The following is a 25721-nucleotide window of genomic DNA, read 5'->3' as shown; positions in this document are numbered from 1 at the left end:
CCGGGAGGCTACCCGGTAGTTCTGCTCACCAACGCAGCACGTGGGGCGTGCCGCTGCGCTGGAAGTGGCCGACGTTGACGCACTCGGTCCGGCCGATCCGCACCCGGCGCGCCATCGGCTGGTGCACGTGCCCGAACACCGACCAGCGCGGCCGGTCGCGCTCGATCACCTTGAGCAGCGACGTGGAGCCCAGCTCCGGCCGCCGGGCGACCACGTCGTAGGTCAGCTCGGCCACCGCCGGCGGCACGTGGGTGCACAGCACGTCGACCTCTCCGAGACCCGCCAGCGCCGCGCCGAACTCGTCCTCGGTGCGCAGGTAGGGCCGCCACGGACCGCGCCGGTTCGGCACGAAACCGGGGTGCAGCAGCGCGCCGCCCGCGAAGCCGAACCGCAGCCCGCCGATGTCGACGGCCTGGCCGTCCAGGACGTGCACGCCGTCGCGGGCGAACCTCGGCCACAGCTCGGGGCTGTCCACGTTGCCCGGCGTGGCGTAGGTCGGCGCGCTCATCGCGCCGAACAGCTCGGTGTACTGCTCGACGATCGCCTCTTGGACGACGTCCGCCGCGTTGTCCAGGCTCTCCCACAGCGACCGCATGTAGCGGACCGTCTCGGCGCCGGGCCTGCCCCGCCGGAGCCGGGCGAACACCTCGACCTTCTCCGCGCCGAACACCCGGCCGAGGATGCCCCTGCCGTGGTCGTAGTAGTCGACGAAGTCGACCAGGTCACCCAGCACCACCAGCGCGTCGGCACCGTCCCCGGCGCGGGCCAGTGCCTCCGCGTTGCCGTGGACGTCCGAGACGACGTGAACCCGCACAAGACCCAAATCTACGGCAGGACGGGTGGGACACCCGGCGGCCGGCCCTCCTCCAAGATCACTTTGAGGCCGAGCGACACCTCTTTGGCGGCCATCTGGCGGCGGCGCACCTCACGCCGTACCCGCTGGTCGGACGCACCCCCGGGCAAGTCGGCACGGAGGAAGTAATGCAGCAGGGTGCCGTCCATGACGGGCTCCAGCCAGACCTCCATCGTTCCGACCAACGCGCCGCCCACCGTCCAGCGCAAGCCCTCAGTACCCCGATCGGCGTAGACGTCGAGGGTCAGGTCGGGCCAGAATTCCGCCCATGCGGCGGGTGGCGCGAAAGCGGCGGCGACCACGTCCGGGGGCACTGCGAGGAACGTCTCGTCCACGACGTCGACACTGGGCACGGATGGGAAGAGTGCCACGACACGGTTACGGAAGTACCCACCAGCCTGGTGTATCGCCGGAATCACAGGCTAGGTTTCCCCACCAGTAACAAACGAATCGTCCGGAGGTCGACGTGCGCGAGTTCAGCGTCCCCGCCACCGCCACTGTGGCTGCCGAGGAAAACCTCACCGACATGGTGTGGGCGAACGCGGAGCGCTTCGGCAACGCCGTCAGCTTCCGCCGCCGCGTGGACGGGACATGGGTGGATGTCACCGCCCGTGATTTCGCCGCCCAGGTGCTGGCAGTGGCCAAGGGGTTGATGGCGGCGGGTCTCCAGGCCGGCGACAGGGTCGGCCTGATGTCCAAGACCCGCTACGAGTGGACCCTCCTCGACTTCGCCGTGTGGCACGCGGGCGGGGTCGTGGTCCCGATCTACGAGACCTCCTCGGCCGAGCAGGTCGAGTGGATCCTGTCCGACTCCTCGGCCAAGGCCGTGTTCGTGGAGACCTCCGACCACCGCGCGATGGTGGACTCGGTGGTGTCCGGCCTGCCCGAGGTGCGGCACGTGTGGCAGATCGACGGCCCCTCCGGTGACGCGGCGGGCGCGATCGACGAGCTGACCGCGCTCGGCGCGAGCGTGTCCGACGAGGACGCGCGGGCCCGGCGCAAGGAGGTCGGCGCGGAGGACACGGCGACCATCGTCTACACCTCCGGCACCACCGGCCGCCCGAAGGGCTGCGAGCTGACCCACCGCAACCTGCTGGCCGAGGTGCGCGGCGGGCTCGCGGCGTTCCCCGAGCTGATGCGCGCGGGCAACTCGCTGCTGCTGTTCCTGCCGCTGGCCCACATCCTGGCCCGCGCCCTGTCGGTGACGGGCGTGTACACGCGGGTCACCATGGGTCACACCTGGGACGTGAAGAACCTGGTGCCGGACCTCCAGTCGTTCCGGCCGACGTTCGTCGTGGCCGTGCCGCGCGTGTTCGAGAAGGTCTACAACGGCGCGAAGCAGAAGGCGCACGCGGCGGGCAAGGGCAAGATCTTCGACGCCGCCGAGGCGACCGCGGTGCAGTACAGCCAGGCGCAGGACACCGGCGGCGCGGGCCTCGGGCTCAAGATCAAGCACGCGGTGTTCTCGAAGCTCGTCTACAGCAAGCTCCAGGCGGCGCTCGGCGGCCGGTGCATCGCGGCGGTGTCCGGCGGCGCGCCGCTCGGCGAGCGCCTGGCCCACTTCTTCCGCGGTGTGGGCGTGCCGGTGCTGGAGGGCTACGGCCTGACCGAGACCAGCGCGGCGGCCAGCGTGAACACCAAGGCTGCGTTCCGGGTGGGCACGGTGGGCCGGCCGGTGATCGGCACCTCGGTGCGGATCGCCGAGGACGGCGAGATCCTGATCAAGGGCGACATCGTGTTCCGCAGCTACTGGAACAACGAGCAGGCCACCGCGGAGGCGCTGGAGGACGGCTGGTTCCACACCGGCGACCTCGGCGAGCTGGACGACGACGGCTTCGTCAAGATCACCGGCCGCAAGAAGGAGATCATCGTCACCGCCGGCGGCAAGAACGTCTCGCCCGCCGGCCTCGAAGACCGCCTCCGCTCCCACCCGCTGATCAGCCAGTGCATGGTCGTCGGTGACGCGCAGCCGTTCATCGGGGCGTTGATCACCATCGACCCGGAGTTCTTCCCGACGTGGAAGGAGCAGCACGGCAAGCCGGCTTCGGCGACCGTGGCGGAGATGGTGGACGACGAGACGCTGCGCGGCGAGATCCAGGCCGCGGTGGACGAGGCCAACCTGGCGGTGTCCAAGGCGGAGGCGATCAAGAAGTTCCGCATCCTGCCGGTGGACTTCACCGAGGCCGGTGGCGAGATGACCCCCAGCCTCAAGCTCCGCCGCTCCGTCGTGGCGTCGACCTACAAGCAGGACATCGAAGCGATCTACAGCTCCTGACCGCCGCTGCTCCGCGGACGCGGCCGGGTTCAACCTCGGCCGATCCCGGACAGCGGACAAGACGAGTGGCCCGCACCCTGTTCGGTGCGGGCCACTCGACCCCCAGTGATCGCGTATCCGCTTGACGCGGACCCGAGAAGTTTGTTGTCCCGGTCCCCCAACCGGGACATCTCCTAGAGTGCAGCAGCACGCTGTCGTATCGCTGACGCGGTGGTGACTCGTGCCGTCAGCGCCCGTCCTAGGCTGTGCCGGGGGGAGGCGGAACGAGGGGACGCAAACGGATGGGCGCAGGGCCGTGGTTCGGCCTTCTCGGCCCCCTTGAAGTGCGCATACAGGGTCAACCGGTGTCGGTCCGGGCGGGCAAGCACCGGGCGCTGCTGGCCGCGCTGTCGCTGCGCGCCGGCCGGGTCGTCCCAATTGGCGAACTGGTCTCGTTCCTGTGGGGCGACGACCCTCCCGCCCGCACGCGCGGCACGTTGCAGACCTACGTGATGCGGCTGCGGCAACTCCTCGGCGACCCGTCCCTGATCCGGACCACCTCGGACGGCTACCGGTTGGTCGTGCCACCGGAGCAGGTGGACGTGCACCGGTTCACCACCACGGCCGGTCTCGCCCGGCAGGCCGCGCAGTCCGGGCACCTGTCGGACGCGGCCGAGCTGTACGGGCAGGCGCTGGCGCTGTGGCGCGGCCCGGCGCTGTCGGACGTGCCTTCGGACGCGTTGCGCGACGGCGCGGTGCCGAGGCTGGCCGAACGGCTGCTGGTGGTGCACGAGGAGCGCAACGACGTCGAACTCGCCCTGGGCAACCACGAGCGGCTGGTGCCGGTGCTGCGGTCGTTGACCGCGGACCACCCGCTGCGCGAGCGGTTCTGGGCGCAGCTGATGGTCGCGCTGTACCGGGGCAGCAGGCAGGCCGAGGCGCTGGAGGCGTACCGGCGGGTCGACCGGATGCTGGACGACCAGCTCGGCGTCGAACCCGGGGTGGCGCTGCGCGAGCTGCACCAGGCCATCCTGGTCGGCGACCCGAGCCTGGCCGCGCCCGCCGAACGGACCGAGCCCGGGCCGGACCAGCTGCCGCCGGACGTGCCGGGGTTCGTCGGTCGGGTCGAGGTGGTGGACCGGATCTCCCGGTTGATCGCGCCGGACGGGCCGCGCACCGCCGTGCCGATCGTGGCGCTGACCGGCGTGCCCGGTGTGGGCAAGACGGCGTTGGCGGTGCACGTCGCGCACCGGCTGCGGGACCGGTTCCCGGACGGACGGCTGTACGTGGACCTGCGTGGTCACGCGTCCGGGCCGGCGATGCCGGTGGTGGAGGCGCTGACCCGGTTCCTGCGGGCGCTCGGCGTGCCGCCGGAGCAGATCCCGGTGGACGTGGACGAGCAGAGCACGCTGTTCCGGTCGTTGCTGACGGGTCGCCGGATGCTGCTGGTGCTCGACAACGCCGGCGCGCCCGACCAGGTGCGACCCCTGCTGCCCGGTGCGGCGAGCTGCCCGGTGCTGGTGACCAGCAGGGACGACCTGCGTGGCCTGATCGCCGTCGACGGCGCCCGCCGGGTGGGTCTGGACGTGTTCGAACCGCACGAGTCGCTGGCCCTGCTGCGGCGGTCCGGGCAGCCGGCGGAGGAGTTGGCGCGGCGGTGCGGCCACCTGCCGTTGACGTTGGACATCGCGACGGCGGCGGTCGGCGGCGGCTCGGTGTCGCGGTACCTGGAACGGCTGGGCGACCGCGGTCCGCTGGAGCTGGCGCACGCCACGCTGCCACCGGCCGCACGCCGGCTGTTCGCGTTGTTGAGCGTGGTGCCGGGGCCGGACTTCACCACCGAGGTCGCGGCGAACGCGGCGGACCTGCCGGTGCCCGAGGCCGCCGCGCTGCTCGACCAGCTGACCGGGGCGCGGCTGGTGCGTTCCGGCGCGGGGCGGTACGCGTTCCACGACGAGCTGGCGCGGTTCTCCGCCGAGGTCGCGGACGCCGAGCCGGACCTCGGCGCGGCACGAGTCCGGGTGCTGGAGTTCTACGCGCGGGCGGTGGACCACTGCGCCGAGCTGCTGTACCCGGACCTGATGCGGCTGCCCGCGCCGGCGGGGCGGGCGGTGCGGCTGCCGCGGATCGGGACGGCGGCGCAGGCGCGGGCGTGGCTGGACGCGGAGCGGGCGAACCTGACCGCGGCGATCCGTTCGGCGGCCGAACGCGGGCCGGCGGCGGTGTCGTGGCGGCTGGCGGACGGGCTGCGCGGCTACCTGTGGATCGGCAAGCACGTCACCGAGTGGCTGTCGACGGCCCGGTACGGGATGCACGCGGCGCACGAGCAGCGCGACGTGGCCGGCGAGGCGGCGATGCACCAGAACCTGGCCACGCTGCACTGGCGGCTGGGCGACTTCACCACGTCCATCGCGCACTACACGCGGGCGGTGGACCTGCACCGGGTGTCCGGTGACCTGGCGTCAGAGGCGGGGGTGCGCAGCTACCTCGGCGTGGTGCGGATGGAAGCGGGCGACATGGCGGGCGCCCGTGACGACCTGGAGACGTGCCTGGCGTTGAAGCGCGAGTCCGGTGGGCCGAGGTCGGGTGAGGCGGGTGTGCTGACCGGGTTGGGCGTGCTGGCGATCGAGACCGGCGAGCTGGCCGAGGCGGCGGACCTGTTGAGCGAGGCACTGGCGATCAGCGTGGAGCACGGTCTGCGGTCCAGCGAGATCACCGCGTCGACGTTGCTCGGGGTGGCGTGGCAGCTCATGGGCGAACCGCAGCGCGCGCTCACCCACCTGTCGGAGGCGCTGCGGCTGTCCACCGACGGGGGTTTCCGCGAGTCCACCGCCCGGGTCCTGGAGACGATCGCGTCCGTGCGGCTGGACCTGGGCGAGCACGCGGAGGCGCTGGCGCTGGCGGACCAGGCGTTGACCGAGCTGCGGGAGGACGGTGACCAGCGGATCACCACGAACGTGCTGGTGGTCATGGCGTCCGCGAACCGCGGCCTGGGTTCCCTGCGGACCGCCGACGAGCAGTTCCAGCAGGCTCTCACGAAGGCCCGCCGGATCGGCTACCTCCCCGGTGAGGCGCGCGCCCTCGTCGGCCTCGCCGCCGTCCGCCGCCTCCTGGGCCAACCGACCGAGGCGAAGTCCCTGGCCACCGAGGCGGTCACCCTCACCTCGAACCTGGGCCTCCGCGTGACCGAACGTTCCGCCCGCGCCGAACTGGCCGCCGTCCACGCCGCCCTGTCCGACCCCGACCCCACCTGACCGGACAACTCGCGGTGCCTGACCGGACAACTCGCGCGCGAGAGCGCTCCCACCCGCGCGAGTCCTCCACTCGCGCACCGCGAGTCGCGCGCTCAGACACCGCGAGTCCTGCGTTCGGAACAGCCGAGTTCAACGCTCAGGAGTTGATCAATCCGGCGAGGCGGTCGGCCAGGACGTCCCAGCGCCAGCTCGCGGTGACCCACTCACGGCCGGCGGCGCCCATCTTCGCGGCGGTGCCGGGATCGGCGAGGAGCGCGGCGACGGCGTCGGCGACCTCCGCGACCTCACGTCCGTTCACCACCCGCCCGGTCACCCCGTCGCGCACGGTCTCCGGCGCACCACCCGAACGCCCCGCCACGACCGGCAGACCGGTGGCCGACGCCTCCAGGTACACGATGCCCAGACCCTCCACGTCCAGCCCACGCCCCCGCGTCCGGCACGGCATGGCGAACACGTCACCGGCGTTGTAGTGCCCCGGCAGCTCTTCCCACGGCACGGACCCGGTCATCACCACGTGCTCCGACACCCCGACCGAAGCGGCCAAGCGCTCCAGGGTCTTCCGGTACGGCCCACCGCCCACCAGCAGCAACGCCGCGTCGGGCACCTGCCGCCGGATCTCCGGCAACGCCCGCACCAGCACGTCCTGCCCCTTCCGCGGCACGAGGCGCGACACGCACACCACCACCGGCCGGTCACCCAACCCGTACCGCGCGCGAAGCGACTCCCGAGCAGCGGCGTCCGGCGCGAACACCGACGTGTCCACACCGGACGGCAAGTGCTCCAACGCCGCCATCGGACCGAAAGCGGCGGCGAACCGGGACCGCGTGTACCGGCTCACGAACGTCACCACGTCCACATCCGACCCGATCCGCCGCAACGCCTGCCGCGCGCCCGGCAGCATCGACCACCCGACCTCGTGCCCGTGCGTCGAAGCCACCACCCGCGAAGCACCCGCGGCCCGCAGCCGGGACGCCATCAACGCCAACGGAGCCGCCGCCCCGAACCACACGGCGTCACAGCGCGCTCCACGCAGGATGTCGGACGCCCGCCGAAGGACATCGGGCGTGGGCAGCATCAACGTCCCCGGATGCCGCACCACCTCGAACGGCTGCACGGCGTCGAACTCCGGGTGCGAGCCGGACGGCGACTCCCACGACGGCGCGTACACCACCAACTCGGGCAGCCGCACGGCCAACGCGTGCAGGTAGGCCTGGATGCCGCCGGGCCGGGGCGGGAAGTCATTGGTCACCAACAGGGTCCGACGCACGCGCCCACGTTACGGGACCGCCTCGTCACGGGAACGTCTGCCGCAGGAAGTCCTGCCACCCCCGCACCAACCCGGCCGTGTCCTGCCCCGTGATCTCGACCAACACGCCGTCCACTTCGGACACCCGGACCCTCGCCAGCCGCCGGTGCAGCTCCACCAGGCCCGGTTCGCCCAACGTCGACGCCAGGTACAGGTTCAGCGACCACGACTGCTGGTACGCCAACTCCATCGACCCGCCGCGGAAGTCCGCGTCCGTCGGCAACGCGGTGGGCAGCCCCCGCTGGACCTGCGCCGCCAGCAACGGCGCGGCCTTGCGCGGCGGCACGTCGCTGCGCCGGTACCCCACGTAGTCCGCGAAACCCTCCAGCACCCACATGGGCGCGCCGTCCACGGTCGCACCGCGCGCGGCGATGTGCGTGATCTCGTGCCGCAGCAGCACCCGGAGCGACAACGGCGACAACGCGCCCGCGCTGTCCGGGTTCAGCACCACCCGTTGACCACGAGCGGTGTGCGTGTCGGGGTCGACCCGGTCGGCCACCGCGACGCCCGCGATGGACCCGGTGGCGAAGCCAGGCCCGACGAGCGCGCGCATCTCCTCCACACCCGCCGGGATCAGCACGGCCACCTGGCGCGACCAAGCCGGACCCCACACCTCGGTCACCGCCGCCACCGCGTCGTCCAGCTCGGCGAGCACCCGTGCGGCCAGCGCCTCACCGCCGGGGTGGCTCAGCACGAACCCGCCCGCGCCGGTGAGCACCTGGCACGGCCCGAAGTCCCACGGCCCGCGCCACGTGCGCTTGCCGACCGGTTCGAGGGCGGTGTCGGAGTTGAGGTACCACCGGTCGCCGCGCCGGGTGAACAGGTAGGCCATCCCCTGGCTGCTCGGCTCCACGTCCACGCCGCGCAGCCGGTAGGACAGCCGCACGTCCGGCGCCCACGACTCGTCGGCGGCGGGCAGGTCGAGCGACGAGAGGTCCGTCTCGCCTTCGACGGAGTAGTCCCACTCGGCCAGCGGCACGGCGGCGAGGTTGCGGAACAGGTCGCGCTGCCGTTGCCGGAACCCGGCGTCGGCCAAGGGGTCCAGGTCGGCGGTGAACGCCGTCTCGTCGCGCTCCAGCAACGCCCGAGCCCGCCGGTCGAGCAGCGACCGGATCGAGTCGGCACGCGGTGAGGCGGCGGTGTCGGCGGACGCCGGGGGTGCGGACGTGCTCACCGGGACCACGGCAACGCCCAGCCCGGCGAGGAACGTCATGGCCACCAACGCGGCCAGCAGCACCCGATAGCGGCTCACGAGCCTCCAAAGTCGTCGGCAGGGCCACCCCACGTTCAGGATGGCCCTGCCGGACGATCGTTGTCAGCCCGCGATGCGCCGCATGGCGTAGATGCTGCCGGGAGCATCCAGCGACACGACCTTGACCGGGACGCCGTCGGTCGACGCGTGCACGACCCGACCGTTGTCCACCGCCATGCCGACGTGCATGCCGCCGTTGTAGATGATCAGGTCGCCCGCGGTGACCTCACCGCGGCTGACCGCGCGACCCGCGCCCGCCTGACCACCCGAGGTGCGCGGGATGATCACACCTGCCGCCGCGTAGGCCTTGGACGTGAGACCGGAGCAGTCCCAGCGGTCCGGGCCGGTCGCGCCGTACTGGTACATGTCGCCGATCTGGCCCAGCGCGAACTGCAGCGCCTCACCCGCCTTGCCCGACGGCACGGCGACGTTCGGCGTCTCGCCGGGGTCGCGCAGCACGGTGCGTTCCTGGGCGGTCAGCCTGTTGAGCTGGTTCTTGACCTCGGTGACCTGGCCGTCCAGCTCGGCCTTGCGCTTCTTGACCTCTTCGGCGATCCGCGCGGCCTCGTCGGTCGCCGCCTGGGCGGCGCCCTGAGCGGCGGCGGCCTTCTGCCGCGCGTCCTCCGCGGCGGCGACCGCGCCGGAGAGCCGGTCGAGGGCTTCCTCGCTGTCCGACGCCAGCACTCCGAGCGCCGACATGCGGTTCAGGAAGTCCTGCTGGGAGTCGGAGACCAGCAACGCCGACAGCTGGCTGAACCTGGCGCCCTCGAACGACGCCTCGGTGAGCTTGTCGACCTGGACGCGGAAGTTCTCCTCGTCCACCTTCGCCTGGTCGCCGGCCTGCGTCGCCTGGGCGAGGGAAGCGTTCGCCTCGTCCAGCTTCGCCTGGTTGGCGGAGCGGTTCTCCTCCGCGCGCAGGAGTTCTTCGTTGAGCTTCGTGGCCTGCTCGGCCAGCTCGTTGTACTTCTTCAGCGCCTCGGAGGCGTTCGCGGGGGTGTTCGGCTGAGCTCCGGCGGGTACGGGCATGACGCCCACCGCGGCAGCGGCCACCGCCGTGGCCGCCATCGCCCCGCGCAGGCCGCGCTTGAGTCGTTGCGACGCCACAGTCGCGTGTGTCTCCTTCGTGTGAACCGCCTGCCGACCGGGCGCATGACGCAGCCCGACAAGTCCTCGTGATCGAGTTCCGGCTCGGCTCCCCGACAGGCCGATTCGGCGGTGAACCCGCGTCGCCGTCCAGGATGGACCGCATGCTCGCCGCGAGATCTCGGCTAGGTTACGAAAAGTGAGCCTCGGAGTCCACTGGCGGGGCACGGGAATCGTTGCGGGAAACCGTGAGTTCCCGAACGGCCTAGCTGTGACCTGGTCGTGTGACCGCCGGTGGTGTTAAAAACACGATTTGTGTCACACCCGGCCCAAGCGGGCCAGCAGCACCGCGGACGGCACCGGGTGCGCGCCCCGCCGCCGGACGGAATCGGCCACCGCCCGATCGGACGTCACCACGACAACCGGACGACCCTCGGGTTCGGCGGTCACCAACGCCCTGATCACGTCGTCCGCCAACACGCCCGGATCGCTGAACAGGACACGGACTCCGCGCGGCGCGGACGTCGGCACGGCCACCACTCCGGCGCCGTCGAACACCAACGTCACCTCCGCGCCGGTGCGTGCCGCCAACACGGCCAGCTGGTGCACCAAGCGGTCGCGCTGGTCGGACAGCGACAGCTCCGGGTAACCCGTCTTGGTCACGTTGTAGCCGTCCACGATCAAGTGGACGGCGGGCAGTGCCAGCAAGCGGTCCAACGCCGCCGGGTCCTCCACCCGCCCGACCGCGCCCTGTGCCGCGCTCGCACCCCGCACGAGGTCCGCGGGTCGGGGGCCGGCGCCACCGAGGGCCAGTTCGCGGCGCAGACCGTTCACCGCGCCGTCCAAGGTGTCGACGAGCAGCGCCAACCGCACCTCGTCGGCCTGACGGGCTTCCTTGGCCGACTGGCGCGCCACGTCGGCGTCCGCCACGGCCCGCCGCGCCTTGGCCCGCTCGTGCTCGGCGCGTTCGCGCTCGCGGTCCCGTTCGGCGGCCAGGCGGCGCACCTCGGCCTCGGCCTCGGCGCGCACCCGTTCCACCTCGGTCGCGGCCGACTCTGCCCGGTCCTTGGCTTCGCGCAGCCGCACGCCCTGCTCCCGCAACCGCTTGCGGAGCCGTTCCAACTCGACGTCGGCCTCTTCGCGGATCTTGTCCGCCGCGCCGCCCGCCTCGACCCGTTCCGCCTTGAGCCGCTCCAACTCCGCTTCGAGCCGTTCCGCGCGTTGCACGGCCAGGTCGCGTTCGGACCGCAGCGACGCGTCCGCCGCCCGCCTGCCGATCAACTCGACGAAGTGCGCCGCGACCTCGTCACCCTGGAGGACCGCCGCCGCGCCGGCCGCCACCGGGTCGGGCGACGTCACCTCCAGCGCTGTCGGCCGGTTGCGCCGGAGCCACTCCACGACGGCGGCGCGGAAGTTCGAGGACGACTTCAACCCGCCGAGCAGCGCCGGCCCGCCGAGCCGCGCCCGCTTCGTCGGCGCGAACCGCGCCACCGCGCGCAGGGATTGCGGCACGTCGACCTTCGCCAGACCGCCCAACGCGTCCGCGCTCAGCTCGGCGAGCCGCGACCGCAGCGGCTCGGGCAGCGCAGACCAGTCCACAGTGGACTCGACGGCCTGCGCGGGCTCCTCGCCCCCCAGGTCGTCGGCACTGTTCGCCGGCGCGATCGGGTCCTGCATCACTACAGGTTAAAGCAGGTGCGCACCCTCTCCGGCGTTGACCTCGCGCCACGAGGTCGCGCCGATCGGAGCAGCGACGATCCAGCACTGTCGGTGGTGCCGGATACCGTGCGCCTGCCATGACTACTCAGCTCACGTTCGACGAACTGGGCACCCCGCTGCGCGAGGTCACCTTCGTCGTGTTCGACCTGGAGACCACGGGTGGTCGCGCCGACGGCGACTCGATCACCGAGATCGGCGCCGTGAAGGTGCGCGGCGGGCAGGTGATCGGCGAGTTCGGGACGCTCGTCGACCCCGAGCGCGGCATCCCGCCGCAGGTGGTGGCGCTGACCGGGATCACCGAGCTGATGGTGACCGGCGCGCCCCGGCTGGACACGGTGCTGCCCGCGTTCCTCGAGTTCGCCGCCGGGGCGGTGCTGGTGGCGCACAACTCCGGCTTCGACGTGGGTTTCATCAAGGCCGCCTGCGCCCGCTACGGGTACGCGTGGCCCAAGCCGACCGTGGTGTGCACGGTGAAGCTGGCCCGGCGGGTGCTGAGCCGCGACGAGGCGCCGAGCTGCCGGCTGTCCGCGTTGGCGCACCTGTTCGGTGTGTCCGTGCAGCCGAACCACCGCGCCCTGATCGACGCCCGCGCCACCGTCGAGGTGCTGCACCGGCTGCTGGAGCGGGTCGGGTCGGTCGGCGTGCACTCGTTGGAAGAGCTGGTCGCCTACCTGCCCGAGGTGACGCCGGCGCAGCGGCGCAAGCGGACGCTCGCCGCCGACCTGCCGTCCACTCCCGGCGTCTACCTGTTCCGCGGACCGTCGGAGGAGGTGCTGTACGTCGGCACGGCGTCCGACCTCCGGCGGCGGGTGCGGCAGTACTTCACCGCCAGTGAAGGCCGGAAGCGGCTGCGGGAGATGGTCTCGCTGGCGGTGCGGGTGGACGCGGTGGAGTGCGCGCACTCGTTGGAGGCGGAGGTGCGGGAGCTGCGGCTGCTGACCGCGCACAAGCCCGCCTACAACCGGCGTTCCAAGAACCAGGGGCAGGCGTGGTGGCTCGTGCTCACGGACGAGCCGTTTCCGCGCCTCTCCGTGGTCCGCACGCCCCGGGACGGTGCGCTCGGACCGTTCCGGTCGCGGAGGCTCGCCGAGACGGCTCTGGAGGCGGTGCTGGAAGCCGTGCCGCTGCGGGCCTGCTCGATGCGGATCCCGGCGCGCAACGCGTCCGCCACGCCGTGCGCGCTGTTCGAGCTGGGCCGGTGCGAGGCGCCGTGCGCGGGACGGCAGTCGGTGGACGACTACTCCCCCGCCGCCGAGGCCTTCCGGCGGTTGGTCGGCGGGGCGGACGTGGCGCCGCTGCACGGGCTCACCGCGCAGATCGACGCGCTCGCCGCGGACCACCGCTTCGAGGACGCCGCCACCCGCCGCGACCGGATGTCGTCGTTGGTGCGTTCACTCGACCGGGCGCAACGGCTCGCGGGGCTGGCCGTGCTGCCCGAGGTGGTGGCGGCGCGTCCCGACGGGTCCGGCGGGTGGGAGTTCGCCGTGGTGCGGCACGGGCGGTTGGCGTCGGCGGGGGTGGCGCGGCGCGGTGTGCGTCCGATGCCGGTGGTCGACGCGCTGGTGGCGTCCGCGGAGACGGTGATCCCGGGTGACGGGCCGCTGTTCGGCGCGCCCGCCGAGGAGGTCGGCGTCGTGCTGCGGTGGGTGGACCGGCCCGGCACCCGGCTCGTGCACTGCGAGACGCCGTGGACGTCGCCCGCGTTCGCCGCCGGGGCGTGGCGGGAGTGGGTGGCGCGGGCAGAGGCCGGTCGCGATCAGTACCGGATGGCGGGCCACTAGCATGTGGGCGGTCGATACCCCGACGACTTGTGGAGGACCGCTGTGATCACCGCGATCGTGCTGATCCAGGCCGCCGCCGAGAGCATCCCGGACGCGGCGCAGGCGATCGCCGACATCGAGGGCGTCACCGAGGTCTACTCGTGCGCCGGTGACGTCGACCTGATCGCCCTGGTCAAGGTCGCCCGGCACGAGGACCTGGCCGACCTGGTGCCCGGCCACATCTCGAAGGTGCCCGGCGTGCTGAACACGGACACCCACATCTCGTTCCGGTCGTACTCGAAGCGCGACACGGACGCCGCGTTCGCCATCGGCCTCGAGGACGCCTGACCGGCTGCTCCTGCTCCCGCCCCCGGTGCCCCAGCGGCACCGGGCGTTGGCGTGCGCACCGGGCGTCACGTCGGGTGCGTAGCGGTCGGTCGCGTGCCGGGCTGACGGTTCGCCGGCCGAGCCACGCTCGCAGCCGACCCGCGTCTCACCGACCCACCCGTAGCACACGTGCTGACCAGCGGTTTGTCCGGAATTGTCGGACCTCGCCGGCAGACTCACAACAAGGGATCCCCTGGGCGGCGACCCCTGCGAAGCACTGCGCCTTGATCGGCTCGGCCGGCGGTGGGCGGCCGCCGTGTTCGTCCTTTGACATGCGAAAGGGCCCCGCAGCCTCGATGAGGTGCGGGGCCCTTCCGGTGGAGCCGACTGCCGGCGGGGCCGGCCAGTAGTGCGGTCAGGCCTCGGGCTGGGACGGCTTGCCGGCCAGTTCGCCCGTGGGCTTGTTCTCGCCGGTCAGGGAGTCGTCCGAGACACCGTGCGCCGCTCGCGCACGGGTCAGGGCCGCGGTCTCCTCCGGCGCGTCCGGGGTCAGGAAGCTGCCCGGAACCGGGTGACCGGCCGAACCCAGCTTGTTCATCTTCTTCGGCACCGGAGCACCCTGGTAGTCCAGGGGCAGCGGGTGGCCGTGCGCGTCCACCGGGCCGAGCGGCTGGTGGACCTCGATGAACTCACCGTGCGGCAGGCGCTTGATGATGCCCGTCTCGACACCGTGCTCCAGCACCTCGCGGTCCGCGCGCTGCAGACCGATGCAGATGCGGTACGTGACGAAGTACGCGATCGGCGGCACGAGGAGCATGCCGATGCGGCCCATCCACGTCGTCGCGTTCAGCGAGATGTCGAACTTCATCGCGATGATGTCGTTCGCACCCGAGAGCAGCAGCACCATGAAGTACGAGATCGCCATCGCGCCCAGGGACGTCCGGACCGGCACGTCGCGGGGACGCTGAAGCAGGTTGTGGTGCGCGTAGTCCTTGGTCATCTTGCGCTCGATCCACGGGTACACCGCGGCGAGACCGGTCAGCAGCGGCAGGCCCAGGAGGAACGGCAGGAACGGCGCCGGCACCGTGTAGTTGCCCAGGTACAGCTCCCACGCGGGCCACAGCCGGATCAGGCCGTCGGTCCAGCCCATGTACCAGTCGGGCTGCACGCCCGCCGACACCTGGGCCGCGTTGTACGGGCCGAGGTTCCAGATCGGGTTGATCTGGAAGATGCCGCCCATGATCGCCGTGACCGCCACGACCACCGCGAAGAACCCGCCGCCCTTGGCCGCGAACACCGGCATGATGCGCACGCCGACGACGTTGGTCTCCTTGCGGCCCACGCCCGGGAACTGGGTGTGCTTCTGGTACCAGACCAGGCCGAGGTGCACCGCGATCAGCGCCAGGATGATGCCCGGGATGACCAGGATGTGCAGCGTGTAGAGCCGCGGGATGATCTCCGTGCCGGGGAACTCCCCGCCGAACGCGAGCCAGTTGATCCACGTGCCGACCACCGGGAACGAGATCAGCAGCGCCGCCATCACCCGCAGGCCCGTGCCGGACAGCAGGTCGTCGGGCAGCGAGTAGCCGAGGAAGCCCTCGATCGCGCCGAGCAGGAAGAGCACGATGCCGATGACCCAGTTGATCTCACGCGGACGCCGGAAGGCGCCGGTGAAGAAGATCCGGAACATGTGCACCACGATCGAGCCCATGAACAGCAGCGCGGACCAGTGGTGGACCTGGCGCACGAACAGGCCGCCGCGCACCTCGAACGAGATGTGCAGGGTCGACTCGAACGCCCGGGACATCTCGATGCCCTGGAGGTTCACGAAGCTGCCGTTGTAGACGACCTCCTCCATGGAGGGGTCGAAGAACAGCGCCAGGTAGGTGCCCGACAGCAGCAGGATGATGAAGCTGTACAGCGCGATCTCGCCGAGCAGGAACGACCAGTGGGTCGGGAACACCTTGTTGAGCTGTTTCCGCATGCCACCGGCCATGTGGTACCGGTCGTCAGCCCACTTCGCGGTGCCACCCGCGGCGCGGGAGACGAGGCCCTGCCGTTTCGTCGGCGTGGTGATGCCGCTCATGACTTACGCTCCCAGAACGCCGGACCCACAGCCTCGATGAAGTCGCTGCGAGCAATCAAGTATCCGTCCTCGTCCACCGTGATCGGAAGCTGCGGCAGGGCCCGGGTTGCCGGACCGAACCGCGGCTTGGCGTAGTGGAAGACGTCGAACTGCGACTGGTGGCAGGGGCACAGGAGCAGACCGGTCTGCTGCTCGTACAGCGAAGTCGGGCACCCGAGGTGCGTGCAGACCTTCGAGTACGCGTAGAAGTCGCCGTAGTTGAAGTCCTCCTGGCCGGCGCGCTTGACCACCGCCTGGTTCGGGCGCAGGCGGATGAGCATGACCGGGCTGTCGGCCCGCTTCAACGCGTGGACCAGGGCTTCTTCGTCGTCACGCTCCGACTCGCGGAACGGGAACACCGTTTCGAAACCGCCGGCTTCCATGTCCTCCGGACGCACCAGCGCGACGTCGTGGAAGTTGCCCGTGTGCCGGCGCAGGTAGACCTTCTCGCCGTTCTCGGACTTCCACGCGGTGTGCCACAGCGAGTCCTTGGAGTCGCTGTCGGCCCACGGGTTCTTGATCAGACCGCCGAGCGGCACGGCGGTCACGCCGAGGCCGAGCACGCCGATGCCGAGGCCCGCGGTCTTCTTGATGAGCCCCCGGCGGCCCAGGGTGGAGCGCTCGCCCGCGTCGGCCAGCTCGGCGATGACCGTGGCCTTGTCGACCTCGCTCGACCCGCCGTCGTGGCGCTGCTGGACGGCCAGCTCCTCGGGGATGAACTTCTTCGTGTACAGCAGCGCGCCGATGCCGACGGCCAGCACGGACAGGCCGAGCGTGAAGCCGATGATCGGGGTGTACAGGCTGTACAGGAGGTGGTCGGTCGAGTGCGGCGCCACGTACTTCCACGGCCACCAGATGAACGCGACCAGGAACGCGAGGCCGGAGAGCGCGGCGATGGCGAACCACAGGGCGACCTGGCGCTCGGCGCGCTTCTCCGCGCGGGTGCCCTTGACCGGCCAGCGCTCCTCGTAGTGGACGAGCTCGACGCCGTCCATGCGGGTGCCGAGCTTGACCAGCTCGTCCCGGCTCATCCCGGCGAGTTCCGCCTCGTCGGGCAGCTCGTTCGGCTTCACGCCGCTCATGCCTTGGCTCCGATCCAGAGGGTCACGCCGATCAGGGCGGCGATACCCACGATGAACGCGATCAGACCCTCCGATACCGGCCCCAGGCCGCCGAGGGGGGCGCCGCCGGGGTTGTTGTTCCCGTCGGTCACCGACTTGATGTAAGCGATGATGTCTTCCTTCTCCTCCGGCGTCAGCTGCCGGTCGGAGAACTTCGGCATGTTCTGCGGGCCCGTGAGCATCGCGGTGTACAGCTGCTCTTCGGACACGCCGTCGAGCTCGGGTGCGAACTTCCCGGACGACAGCGCCCCGCCGCGGCCGGTGAAGTTGTGGCACGCCGCGCAGTTGAGCCGGAACAGCTCGCCGCCGCGGGCCGGGTTCTCGCCGCGCAGCGCCTCGCCGCGCTCCTCGGGGGTCTGCGGGCCGCCGCCGCGGGACTGGATGAACGCGCCGAGCGCGTCCACCTCCTCCGGCGTGAACTTGGCGGGCTTGCGCAGGGCCTGCGCCTCCTGGCGCGCCATCGGCATGCGGCCGGACGACACCTGGAAGTAGACGGCCGCCTCACCCACGCCGATGAGGCTGGGGCCGCGGCCCTCGACGCCGTCCAGGTTCGTGCCGTGGCAGGTGATGCAGGCGTTGTTGTAGAGCTGCTCGCCCAGTCGCACCTGCGCCGGGTCGTCCTGCGCCTGCGCGGTCTGCGGCTGCGGCGCGAGGGCGCTGAACAGGAAGCCGGCGGCCAGCAGCGCGAAGCCCAGCGCGAGCAGACCGGAGATCCGCCTGCGCAGCTTCGTGCCGCGCTTCCCGGCCCGTGTGGTGTTGGTGGTCATGTGTGCGGCAACCCTTGCTGGTGTGAGTTCGGGGTTCGAGCTGGTCAGGGCACGATGTAGATGATGGCGAACAAGCCGATCCAGACGACGTCGACGAAGTGCCAGTAGTACGACACGACGATGGCGGAGGTTGCCTGCGCGGGCGTGAACTTGCTCAGCTTCGTGCGGACCAGCAGGTAGCCGAACGCGATCAGACCACCGATCACGTGCAGGCCGTGGAAGCCGGTCGTCAGGTAGAAGACGGTGCCGTAGGCCGAGCCCGCGATGGTCGTGCCCTCGTTCACGAGGGTCATGTACTCACCGGCCTGACCTGCCACGAAGATCGCGCCCATGATCAGCGTCACGACGTACCAGCGACGGAGACCGAACACGTCACCCCGCTCCGCGGCGAACACGCCCCACTGGCACGTGAACGAGGAAGCCACCAGGATGATCGTGAAGAACAGTGCGTAAGGCACGTTCAGGTGGGTCGGCTCTGGTGGCCAGTGCCCCTCGTTCTGGGCCTTCACCGTGAAGAACATGGCGAAGAGCCCGGCGAAGAACATGAGCTCACTGGACAGCCAGACGATCGTGCCGACGCTGACCATGTTCGGTCGGTTCAGCGAGTGCACGCGCTGGCCGATGGAGGGCGCTGCCGTTGTCACACGACGCATTATTGCTTGCAGGATTTCGCTCCGCCCATCGGGTCCGGGGCACGTCCGCAGGTCATCTGGGTCACACGCGCGGTGAGGACGGTCATGGGGTTGTTGAGCCGGTGGCGTGATCGTCGCGCACGACGGGGCGTACCCGCACTGGGGATCGATTCACCGGGGCTGGCGGTGGTGGTCGAGGCGTTCGACATCGCGGAGGCCGACTCGGCCGCGCTGGCCCGGTCGCCGCGGTGGCGCGAGGCGGAGCCGGCGGTGCTTCGACACCACCTCGACTTGCCGTCTGACCAGGTCGAACGTGCCCGCGAACTGCTCGCCCAGGACGGCTGGGAGCTGCGTTTCGACGGGCGTTGGCACGCGTTGCGGGTGCAGCCGCTGGACGCCCTGCACTGCGCGCAGGAACGCGCCCGGATGGCCGGGCTGGCGCAGCGGCTGGGCGGGGACTGGATCGGGTGGGACGCACTGCAAGTCGCGGGGAGTGGGCCGGATAACATCTTCGACACCTCGCACCCCGACCCGGAGGACCGCGCCGATGAGCACGCAGACGACCAGGATCCTGGTGTTCAGCCACCGCCCCGAGGTGCGTGAGACGATCATCACTGCGGTGGGCCGCCGTCCGGCGCCCGACCTCGGTCGCGTCGAGTACGTCGAGGTGGGTTCCGTCGCCGACGTCCTGTACGAGATGGACAAGGGCGGCGTCGACCTGGCGATCCTGGACGGCGAGGCGCAGCCGACCGGCGGCATGGGCCTGTCCCGGCAGCTGAAGAACGAGATCACCGACTGCCCCCCGATCGTGGTGGCGGTGCGCCGGAAGGACGACCGGTGGCTGGCGACGTGGTCGCAGGCGGACGCGGTGCTGGTGCACCCGCTCGACCCGCTGGCCGCCGCCGAGACCGTGGCCGAGGTGCTGCGCTCGACGGTGCTGCCCGTCGTCCGGGGCTGATGCCGCCGTGGAGCAGCGCACCTGGCCGTTACTGCTGAACCGGCTCATCGACCGGGTCGACCTCTCGCAGGACGACACGGGCTGGGCCATGGACCAAGTGATGTCCGGCGCCGCGACCCCGGCGCAGATCGCCGCGTTCGCGGTGGCGCTGCGGGCGAAGGGCGAGACGCCCGAAGAGGTCGACGGCATCGCCACGATGATGCTCCGCCACGCCCGCCGGTTCACGGTGGAGGGGCGTGCCGCGGACATCGTCGGCACGGGCGGTGACAGCTCCGGCTCGGTGAACATCTCGACCATGGCGGCGATCGTCACGGCCGCGGCCGGTGCGCCCATCGTGAAGCACGGCAACCGCGCGGCGTCGTCCCAGTGCGGCACGGCGGACGTGCTGGAGGCGTTGGGCGTGGCCATCGACCTGCCGCCGTCGGGCGTGCAGCAGACGGTGGAGGAGCTGGGCATCGGCTTCTGCTTCGCCCCGGTGTTCCACCCCGGTTTCCGGCACGCGGGCGCGCCGCGGCGGGAGATCGGCATCCCGACGTCGTTCAACCTGCTCGGGCCGTTGACCAACCCGGCGCAGCCGAAGACCGGCCTGGTCGGGTGCGCGCGGGTGTCGTTCGCCCCGTTGATCGCGGGTGTGTTCGCGCGTCGCGGCAACACGATGCTGGTCGTGCGCGGCGACGACGGGATGGACGAGATCACCACGACCACCACGACGTCGGTGTGGGTGGCCGATGGCGGCGAGGTGCGGATGGACCGGATCGACCCGTCGGTGCTCGGCATCGCGGCGGCGCTGCCGGCCGACCTCAAGGGCGGTGACGCTTCGGTCAACGCGGAGGTCGTGCGGGACCTGGTGGCCGGGAAGCCGGGTGCGGTGCGGGACGCGGTGCTGCTCAACGCGGCCGGTGCGCTCGCGACCCACAGTGGACTGTCGGGCGACCTGCACGCGGACATCGCGAACGCCCTGGGCCGTGCCGCCGAGGCGATCGACTCCGGCACGGCGGCCGAACTGCTCCGCAAGTGGGCCGCGCGCTCGACCGAGCTGAAAGCCGCCCTGGCCGACGCCTGACCCCCGCGAGCCGTCCACTCGGGCACCGCGAGTCGTCCACTCCGGCACCGCGAGCGGTCCACTCGGGCACCCTGCGCCGCGCCTCCACCGGCACCCGGGCGGCAGGTCGGAGACTACGGCCACCTTTTCACCACGGGGTAACAGCGGCCGGTCATGCTGTGGCCATGCTCTACACGGTGATGAAGCGAGTGGTGGCGCCCACGGCGCGGCTGGTCTACCGGCCGACCGTCGAGGGTCTGGAGAACGTCCCCGCCGACGGTCCGGTGATCCTCGCCCCGAACCACCTGTCGTTCATCGACAGCGTCGTCATCCCGATGGTCGTCCCGCGCCGCGTCTCGTTCCTCGCCAAGGCCGAGTACTTCGAGGGCAGGGGCGTCAAGGGAGCCCTCTCCCGCTACTTCTTCGGCTCCCTGGGCCACGTTCCCGTCCGCCGGGGGCTCGGCAGGGCCGCCAGGGCCTCCCTGGACACCGCGACGGACATCCTCGCCGGAGGCGGCGCGTTCGCCATCTACCCCGAGGGCACGCGCTCGCTGGACGGCCGCCTCCACCGCGGCCGCACGGGTGTCGCCCGGATGGCGCTGGAGTCCGGCGCGCCCGTCGTCCCGGTCGGACTCATCGGCACCGACAAGGTGCAGCCCGTGGACCGCAAGCTGCCGCGCGTCAGCCCGGTCACCATCCGGTTCGGCGCGCCGCTCCGCTTCGACCGCTACGCGGGCATGCAGGAGTCGCTGCCGGTGCTGCGCTCGGTCACCGACGAGATCGTCTACCGCATCCTGGAACTGTCCGAGCAGGAGTACGTGGACACCTACCAGACCTCGAACGCGGCGGCCTGACCCCGAGCACGAAAACGGGGGCCATCCCGAAAGGTGGCCCCCGTGAGAACGAGCGTCAGGTGTGGTCGGGACCGGTGTGGTACTCGAACACCAGGCCGCCGATGGCGATCAGCACCATCACGACCGCGATCACCAGCAGCCAGACGTGCCAGAACGCCAACGCCACGCCGGCCGTCGCGGCAGCCGCCGCCAGACCGATCGGCCAGTAGCTGCCGGGGCTGAAGAAGCCCAGCTCACCGGCGCCGTCGCTGATCTCGGCGTCCGCGTTGTCCTCGGGCCGCACCTCGATGCGCCGGGCGACGAACCGGAAGTACGTGCCGACGAGCAGCGCCAACCCGCCGGTCAGCGCGAGCGCCACCGTGCCGGTCGGCTCCACGAAACCGGTGTCCGCCCACGTCCAGTAGCCGTACACGACGGCCATCAGGAACGAGAACGCCATCACCAAGTCAAAAATGCGTGCTTCGACCTTCATCGCAGCGTCCTCCTACTTCCCGCCGCCGGACGCCTCGCGGACGGTCCGGTCGGTGTCGAAGGGCTTGGTCGTCACGGCGTGCGGCGTGCACAGCTCGCCGCAGTCCAGCTCGGTCAGCGCCTGAGCCGCCGTGTACGGCTGCGCCGTCTCCGGGTTCGTCTGCTGCCGCAACTCGATGTACCGGTCGAAGTCGGCCGACTCCAACGCCCTGACCTCGAAGTTCATCACGGCGTGGTAGACGCCGCACAGCTCGGCGCAGCGACCGACGAACGACCCGGTCCGGTCGATCTGGTCGATCTGGAACGAGTTGTCCTGGTTGTTCTTCTCCGGCTCGGGGAAGACGTCCCGCTTGAAGTGGAACTCCGGCACGTAGAACGAGTGGATGACGTCGGTCGACCGCAGGTTGAAGCGGATCGACTTGCCCTGCGGGACCACCAGGAGCGGGATCTCGCCGGACGAGCCGACGGTGCTCACCGGGAGGCTCGACTCCTCGGTCTTGTACTGGGGGTACTGGAACTCCCAGTTCCACTGGAACGCGATCACGTCGACCGTGACGTCGGGTGTCTTGGACTTGTCCGTGACGTAGTTCTGCGTCACGGCGGTGAAGTAGAACAACACCGCGACGATGATCGTCGGGACGACCAGCAGCACGAGCTCCAGCGGCAGGTTGTAAGCGACCTGGCGGGGCAGCTCCTCGCTCTTCTTGCGGTGGAACGCCACCGACCAGAGGATCAGACCCCACACGATCACGCCGACGGCGAGCGCCGCGACGACCGACCAGGTCCACAGCTCGCGCATCGCCTCGGCCTGCGGCGTCACGGCCACCGGCCAACCGAAGCGCAGCACCTCTTCCGTGGAGCAACCCGTGGCCCCGACGCCGACCAGGCCGACCAGCCCGCCGACCTTCGCCAGCCGGGCTGCCCTGGTGCCCTCCTTCAGGCCCACTGCTCGCCGCCTCCTCGTCGCCTTCAACCGCTTGCCAAAAGCTCGCAGGCAGGGGCGGAACAGCCCCATGCCGGATCATGCGGGAGCGTAGCCCAGCGCACGGCGCGTCACCCCTTGGGGGCCGTACCCGTCCGGTGCAGTTTCGGTCACACACCCACCCCCCGGCATACTGGACCCTTCTCCAGACGACATGAAGGGTGTTACGGCGTGTGCGGCCTGGTAGGACTGGTTTGCCCTGGCGAGATCGAGGCACAGCGGGCGCGCTCGGCGGTGGCTGGGGCGCTGCGCTGCCAGCGGCACCGCGGCCCCGACGAGAGTGGCACCTGGCAGGGCGGTGAGGTCGTCTTCGGCTTCAACCGCCTGTCCATCATCGACATCGAACACTCGCACCAACCCCTGCACTGGGGTCCGCACGACCAGCAGGGTCGGTACGCGATCCTGTTCAACGGCGAGATCTACAACTACGTGGAGCTGCGCGCGGAGCTGACCAAGCAGTTCGGCGCGGTGTTCGCCACGGACGGCGACACCGAGACGATCGTGGCGGCCTACCACTACTGGGGCCCGGCCGCGGTGGGTCGGCTGCGCGGCATGTTCGCGTTCCTGATCTGGGACAAGGCGCGCCGCGTGGTGTTCGGCGCGCGCGACCCGTTCGGCATCAAGCCGCTGTACTACGCGGCCGGTCCGGGCGGTGTGGCGTTCTCCAGCGAGAAGAAGTCGGTGCTGGAGCTGGCGCCGACGATCGGCATCACGCCGAAGGTGGACCTGAAGGCGCTCCAGCACTACCTGATCCTGCAGTACGTGCCGGAGCCGGAGTCGATGCAGACCGGGATTCACCGGATCGAGTCCGGCACGTCGTTCACCGTCACGCCGGGCGGCAAGCCGGTGGTGGAGCGGTACTTCCCGGCCACGTTCCGGCCGCGCGCGGTGCGCGGCGACGCGGACGAGAACCGGCTGTACGACGAGATCACCGAGGCGCTGCGCGATTCGGTGGCCAAGCACATGCGCGCGGACGTGACGGTCGGCTCGTTCCTGTCCGGCGGCATCGACTCGACCGTGGTCGCGGCGCTGGCCAAGGAGCACAACCCGGACCTGATCACGTTCACCACGGGGTTCGAGCGGCAGGGCTACTCGGAGATCGACGTGGCCGCCGAGTCGGCCGCCGCGATCGGGGTCAAGCACGTGGTCAAGGCGGTGACGGCGCAGGAGATGATGGACGCCCTGCCGCTGATCACCTGGTACCTGGACGACCCGGTGGCGGACCCGGCGCTGGTGCCGCTGTGGTTCATCGCGCGTGAGGCGCGCCAGCACGTGAAGGTGGTGCTGTCGGGCGAGGGCGCGGACGAGCTGTTCGGCGGGTACACGATCTACCGCGAGCCGCTGTCGCTGGCGCCGTTCGACAAGGTGCCGGTCGCGCTGCGCAAGGCCATGGGCAAGGTGTCCACGAAGATCCCGCAGGGTGTGCGCGGCAAGGACCTGCTGCGGCGGGGCGCGCTCACGCTGGAGGAGCGCTACTACGGCAACGCGCGGATCTTCATGGACGACCAGATCCGGCAGGTGCTGCGCACGTACAACCCGGACGTGTCGCACAAGGACGTGACGGCGCACGTGTACCGCGAGTCCGAGGGCTGGGACCCGGTGACGCGGATGCAGCACGTGGACCTGTTCACCTGGCTGCGCGGCGACATCCTGGTCAAGGCCGACAAGGTGACCATGGCGAACTCGCTGGAGCTGCGGGTGCCGTTCCTGGACCCGGAGGTGTTCCGGATCGCGTCGCAGGTGCCCTCCGAGCTGAAGCTCACCAAGGAGACCACCAAGCACGCGCTGCGCCGGGCGATCCGCGACATCGTGCCCGCGCACGTGCTCAACCGGCGCAAGCTGGGCTTCCCGGTGCCGATCCGGCACTGGCTGAAGGACGAGATGCACGACTGGGCGGTGGAGCACGTGCGCCAGTCGCAGACCGACCAGTACATCGACAAGGACGCGGTGCTGCGGGTCATCGAGGAGCACCGGTCGGGCGTGGCGGACCACAGCCGGCGGATCTGGGCGCTGCTGGTGTTCATGATCTGGCACGGGATCTTCGTGGAGGGCCGGATCCGTCCGGTCGTGCCGGAGCCGCACTACCCGGTCAAGCTCTGACGCTGTCCCTGTGAAGGCCCTCGGCACTCGTGCCGAGGGCCTTCGCGCTGTCCCGGTGGCCGACGCGGCGTGATGCTGCTCACCACAGGGCTGGTTCCGAAGGGCACCGCGGGGTCAAAATGGACCGACCGGACGACTACCGTTCGGTAGGGCTTTTGTCAAGCGATTCGCACGCATACGGTCGTGTTGTGAGGAACATCGAGGCGGACACGCTGGACGAGCTGATCGAGGACTGCACCGACCTGCCGCAGGAGTTGCGCGGCGGGGTGAAGTCCCTCCCCGAGCCGCAGACCGCACGGCCGTGGCAGGTGGACGACTCCAACTACGCCCAGGTAGCCGACCTGGACGCCTACGTCTGAGCCGGTGAGCGCCCCCGGCGGGGGCCTTCAGCCGTCCGCACGCAAACGGGAAGGGCCCTCGCCGTGTGGCGAGGGCCCTTCCCGTGGTCGCTGCGGTTCCAGCGGTCGATCAGTGGAACGAGTCGCCACAGGCGCACGAACCGCCGGCGTTCGGGTTGTCGATGGTGAAACCCTGCTTCTCGATCGTGTCGACGAAGTCGATCACGGCGCCCTCGACGTACGGCACGCTCATGCGGTCGACGGCGACCTTCATGCCGTTGAAGTCACGCAGCGCGTCACCGTCGAGCGTGCGCTCGTCGAAGAACAGCTGGTAGCGCAGCCCCGCGCAGCCACCGGGCTGGACGGCGATGCGCAGGTGCATGTCGTCGCGCCCCTCCTGGTCGAGCAGCGCCTTCGCCTTGGCGGCTGCCGCGTCGGTCAGCGTCACACCGTGGGTCGGCGGGGCGTCAGGAGTCGAGGTGACTGCGTCCTGAGCGGTCGTCATGGCTCTCCCTCAGAGGTC

At 70.9% G+C, this 25721-nt stretch carries 22 protein-coding genes and 1 pseudogene; 10 read left to right on the top strand and 13 right to left on the bottom strand.

The window, feature by feature from the left end; genetic code table 11:
• Positions 1–25 precede the first annotated feature (25 nt).
• Both ACRAKI_RS07700 and ACRAKI_RS07695 read right to left on the bottom strand, forming a co-directional pair.
• Positions 26–814, bottom strand: coding sequence for a metallophosphoesterase family protein (locus ACRAKI_RS07700; protein ID WP_447006350.1), 789 nt, complete (start codon positions 812–814; stop codon positions 26–28).
• 11 nt (positions 815–825) lie between these two features.
• A complete protein-coding gene (locus ACRAKI_RS07695; RefSeq protein WP_447006349.1) occupies positions 826–1206 on the bottom strand; it encodes a polyketide cyclase / dehydrase and lipid transport in 381 nt (126 codons plus the stop codon).
• 113 nt (positions 1207–1319) lie between these two features.
• On the opposite strand from ACRAKI_RS07695, the gene ACRAKI_RS07690 reads away from it, so the two are divergent.
• Both ACRAKI_RS07690 and ACRAKI_RS07685 read left to right on the top strand, forming a co-directional pair.
• Positions 1320–3128, top strand: a complete 1809-nt coding sequence (locus ACRAKI_RS07690; RefSeq protein WP_447006348.1) for an AMP-dependent synthetase/ligase — start codon at positions 1320–1322, stop codon at positions 3126–3128.
• 344 nt (positions 3129–3472) lie between these two features.
• Positions 3473–6361 carry a BTAD domain-containing putative transcriptional regulator gene (locus ACRAKI_RS07685; RefSeq protein WP_447006347.1) on the top strand — a complete coding sequence of 963 codons (2889 nt, stop codon included), beginning with the start codon at positions 3473–3475 and terminating at the stop codon, positions 6359–6361.
• A 136-nt stretch (positions 6362–6497) separates the two neighbouring features.
• Here ACRAKI_RS07685 and ACRAKI_RS07680 read toward each other — a convergent pair whose 3' ends face one another.
• The 4 genes from ACRAKI_RS07680 to ACRAKI_RS07665 all read right to left on the bottom strand — a co-directional run bounded on the left by ACRAKI_RS07680 (position 6498) and on the right by ACRAKI_RS07665 (position 11679).
• Positions 6498–7628, bottom strand: a complete 1131-nt coding sequence (locus tag ACRAKI_RS07680) for a glycosyltransferase family 4 protein (RefSeq protein WP_447006346.1) — start codon at positions 7626–7628, stop codon at positions 6498–6500.
• A 25-nt stretch (positions 7629–7653) separates the two neighbouring features.
• The gene (locus ACRAKI_RS07675; protein ID WP_447006345.1) at positions 7654–8919 is read right to left on the bottom strand and encodes a basic secretory protein-like protein; all 1266 of its coding nucleotides are present in this window, start codon (positions 8917–8919) and stop codon (positions 7654–7656) included.
• Positions 8920–8982: 63 nt separating this feature from the next.
• Entirely contained in the window at positions 8983–10023 is a 1041-nt protein-coding gene (locus ACRAKI_RS07670; protein WP_447006344.1) for an NlpC/P60 family protein, read from the bottom strand.
• Positions 10024–10320: 297 nt separating this feature from the next.
• A complete protein-coding gene (locus ACRAKI_RS07665; protein ID WP_447006343.1) occupies positions 10321–11679 on the bottom strand; it encodes an NYN domain-containing protein in 1359 nt (452 codons plus the stop codon).
• Between the two features lie 119 nt (positions 11680–11798).
• Between ACRAKI_RS07665 and ACRAKI_RS07660 the strand changes: the two genes are divergently transcribed.
• The gene (locus tag ACRAKI_RS07660; protein ID WP_447006342.1) at positions 11799–13502 is read left to right on the top strand and encodes a DEDD exonuclease domain-containing protein; all 1704 of its coding nucleotides are present in this window, start codon (positions 11799–11801) and stop codon (positions 13500–13502) included.
• Positions 13503–13544: 42 nt separating this feature from the next.
• The gene (locus ACRAKI_RS07655) at positions 13545–13829 is read left to right on the top strand and encodes an Lrp/AsnC family transcriptional regulator (RefSeq protein WP_158840431.1); all 285 of its coding nucleotides are present in this window, start codon (positions 13545–13547) and stop codon (positions 13827–13829) included.
• A 394-nt stretch (positions 13830–14223) separates the two neighbouring features.
• Here ACRAKI_RS07655 and qcrB read toward each other — a convergent pair whose 3' ends face one another.
• The 4 genes from qcrB to ctaE are packed head-to-tail and all read right to left on the bottom strand — an operon-like array spanning position 14224 to position 18474.
• Entirely contained in the window at positions 14224–15894 is a 1671-nt protein-coding gene (qcrB, locus tag ACRAKI_RS07650; RefSeq protein ID WP_447006341.1) for a cytochrome bc1 complex cytochrome b subunit, read from the bottom strand.
• The gene (gene qcrA / locus ACRAKI_RS07645; protein ID WP_447006340.1) at positions 15891–17015 is read right to left on the bottom strand and encodes a cytochrome bc1 complex Rieske iron-sulfur subunit; all 1125 of its coding nucleotides are present in this window, start codon (positions 17013–17015) and stop codon (positions 15891–15893) included. Before qcrA ends, qcrB begins: the two co-directional genes overlap by 4 nt.
• Complete coding sequence (qcrC, locus tag ACRAKI_RS07640; protein WP_447006339.1) at positions 17012–17821, bottom strand: cytochrome bc1 complex diheme cytochrome c subunit; 810 nt, start codon at positions 17819–17821, stop codon at positions 17012–17014. The genes qcrA and qcrC overlap by 4 nt, the downstream gene beginning before the upstream one ends.
• 44 nt (positions 17822–17865) lie before the next feature.
• The gene (gene ctaE, locus ACRAKI_RS07635) at positions 17866–18474 is read right to left on the bottom strand and encodes an aa3-type cytochrome oxidase subunit III (protein ID WP_447006338.1); all 609 of its coding nucleotides are present in this window, start codon (positions 18472–18474) and stop codon (positions 17866–17868) included.
• Positions 18475–18558: 84 nt separating this feature from the next.
• Here ctaE and ACRAKI_RS07630 point away from each other — a divergent pair.
• From ACRAKI_RS07630 to ACRAKI_RS07615, 4 genes and pseudogenes are all read left to right on the top strand, one after another.
• Positions 18559–18939, top strand: a pseudogene (locus ACRAKI_RS07630) (hypothetical protein); the annotation flags it as partial.
• A gap of 61 nt (positions 18940–19000) precedes the next feature.
• The gene (locus ACRAKI_RS07625; RefSeq protein ID WP_184928362.1) at positions 19001–19411 is read left to right on the top strand and encodes a hypothetical protein; all 411 of its coding nucleotides are present in this window, start codon (positions 19001–19003) and stop codon (positions 19409–19411) included.
• A 7-nt stretch (positions 19412–19418) separates the two neighbouring features.
• Positions 19419–20474, top strand: a complete 1056-nt coding sequence (gene trpD / locus ACRAKI_RS07620) for an anthranilate phosphoribosyltransferase (RefSeq protein WP_447006337.1) — start codon at positions 19419–19421, stop codon at positions 20472–20474.
• Positions 20475–20638: 164 nt separating this feature from the next.
• Positions 20639–21307 (top strand): lysophospholipid acyltransferase family protein, encoded by a 669-nt coding sequence (locus tag ACRAKI_RS07615; protein WP_447006336.1) that lies wholly within the window; start codon positions 20639–20641, stop codon positions 21305–21307.
• 55 nt (positions 21308–21362) lie between these two features.
• Here ACRAKI_RS07615 and ACRAKI_RS07610 read toward each other — a convergent pair whose 3' ends face one another.
• Both ACRAKI_RS07610 and ctaC read right to left on the bottom strand, forming a co-directional pair.
• Positions 21363–21779 carry a cytochrome c oxidase subunit 4 gene (locus ACRAKI_RS07610; protein ID WP_447006335.1) on the bottom strand — a complete coding sequence of 139 codons (417 nt, stop codon included), beginning with the start codon at positions 21777–21779 and terminating at the stop codon, positions 21363–21365.
• Between the two features lie 12 nt (positions 21780–21791).
• Positions 21792–22724 carry an aa3-type cytochrome oxidase subunit II gene (ctaC, locus tag ACRAKI_RS07605; RefSeq protein ID WP_447006334.1) on the bottom strand — a complete coding sequence of 311 codons (933 nt, stop codon included), beginning with the start codon at positions 22722–22724 and terminating at the stop codon, positions 21792–21794.
• Between the two features lie 207 nt (positions 22725–22931).
• Between ctaC and asnB the strand changes: the two genes are divergently transcribed.
• Positions 22932–24860, top strand: coding sequence for an asparagine synthase (glutamine-hydrolyzing) (gene asnB, locus ACRAKI_RS07600; RefSeq protein WP_447006333.1), 1929 nt, complete (start codon positions 22932–22934; stop codon positions 24858–24860).
• Positions 24861–25048: 188 nt separating this feature from the next.
• Positions 25049–25219 (top strand): hypothetical protein, encoded by a 171-nt coding sequence (locus tag ACRAKI_RS07595; protein ID WP_447006332.1) that lies wholly within the window; start codon positions 25049–25051, stop codon positions 25217–25219.
• A 109-nt stretch (positions 25220–25328) separates the two neighbouring features.
• Here the strand turns inward: ACRAKI_RS07595 and ACRAKI_RS07590 are convergent, their stop codons facing one another.
• Positions 25329–25703, bottom strand: a complete 375-nt coding sequence (locus ACRAKI_RS07590) for a HesB/IscA family protein (RefSeq protein WP_447006331.1) — start codon at positions 25701–25703, stop codon at positions 25329–25331.
• Positions 25704–25721 lie beyond the last annotated feature (18 nt).

The sequence above is a fragment of the Saccharothrix isguenensis genome, assembly GCF_052936305.1.
Note: the sequence above shows the minus strand (reverse complement) of the source record. Positions and strands in the feature narration are given on the sequence as shown.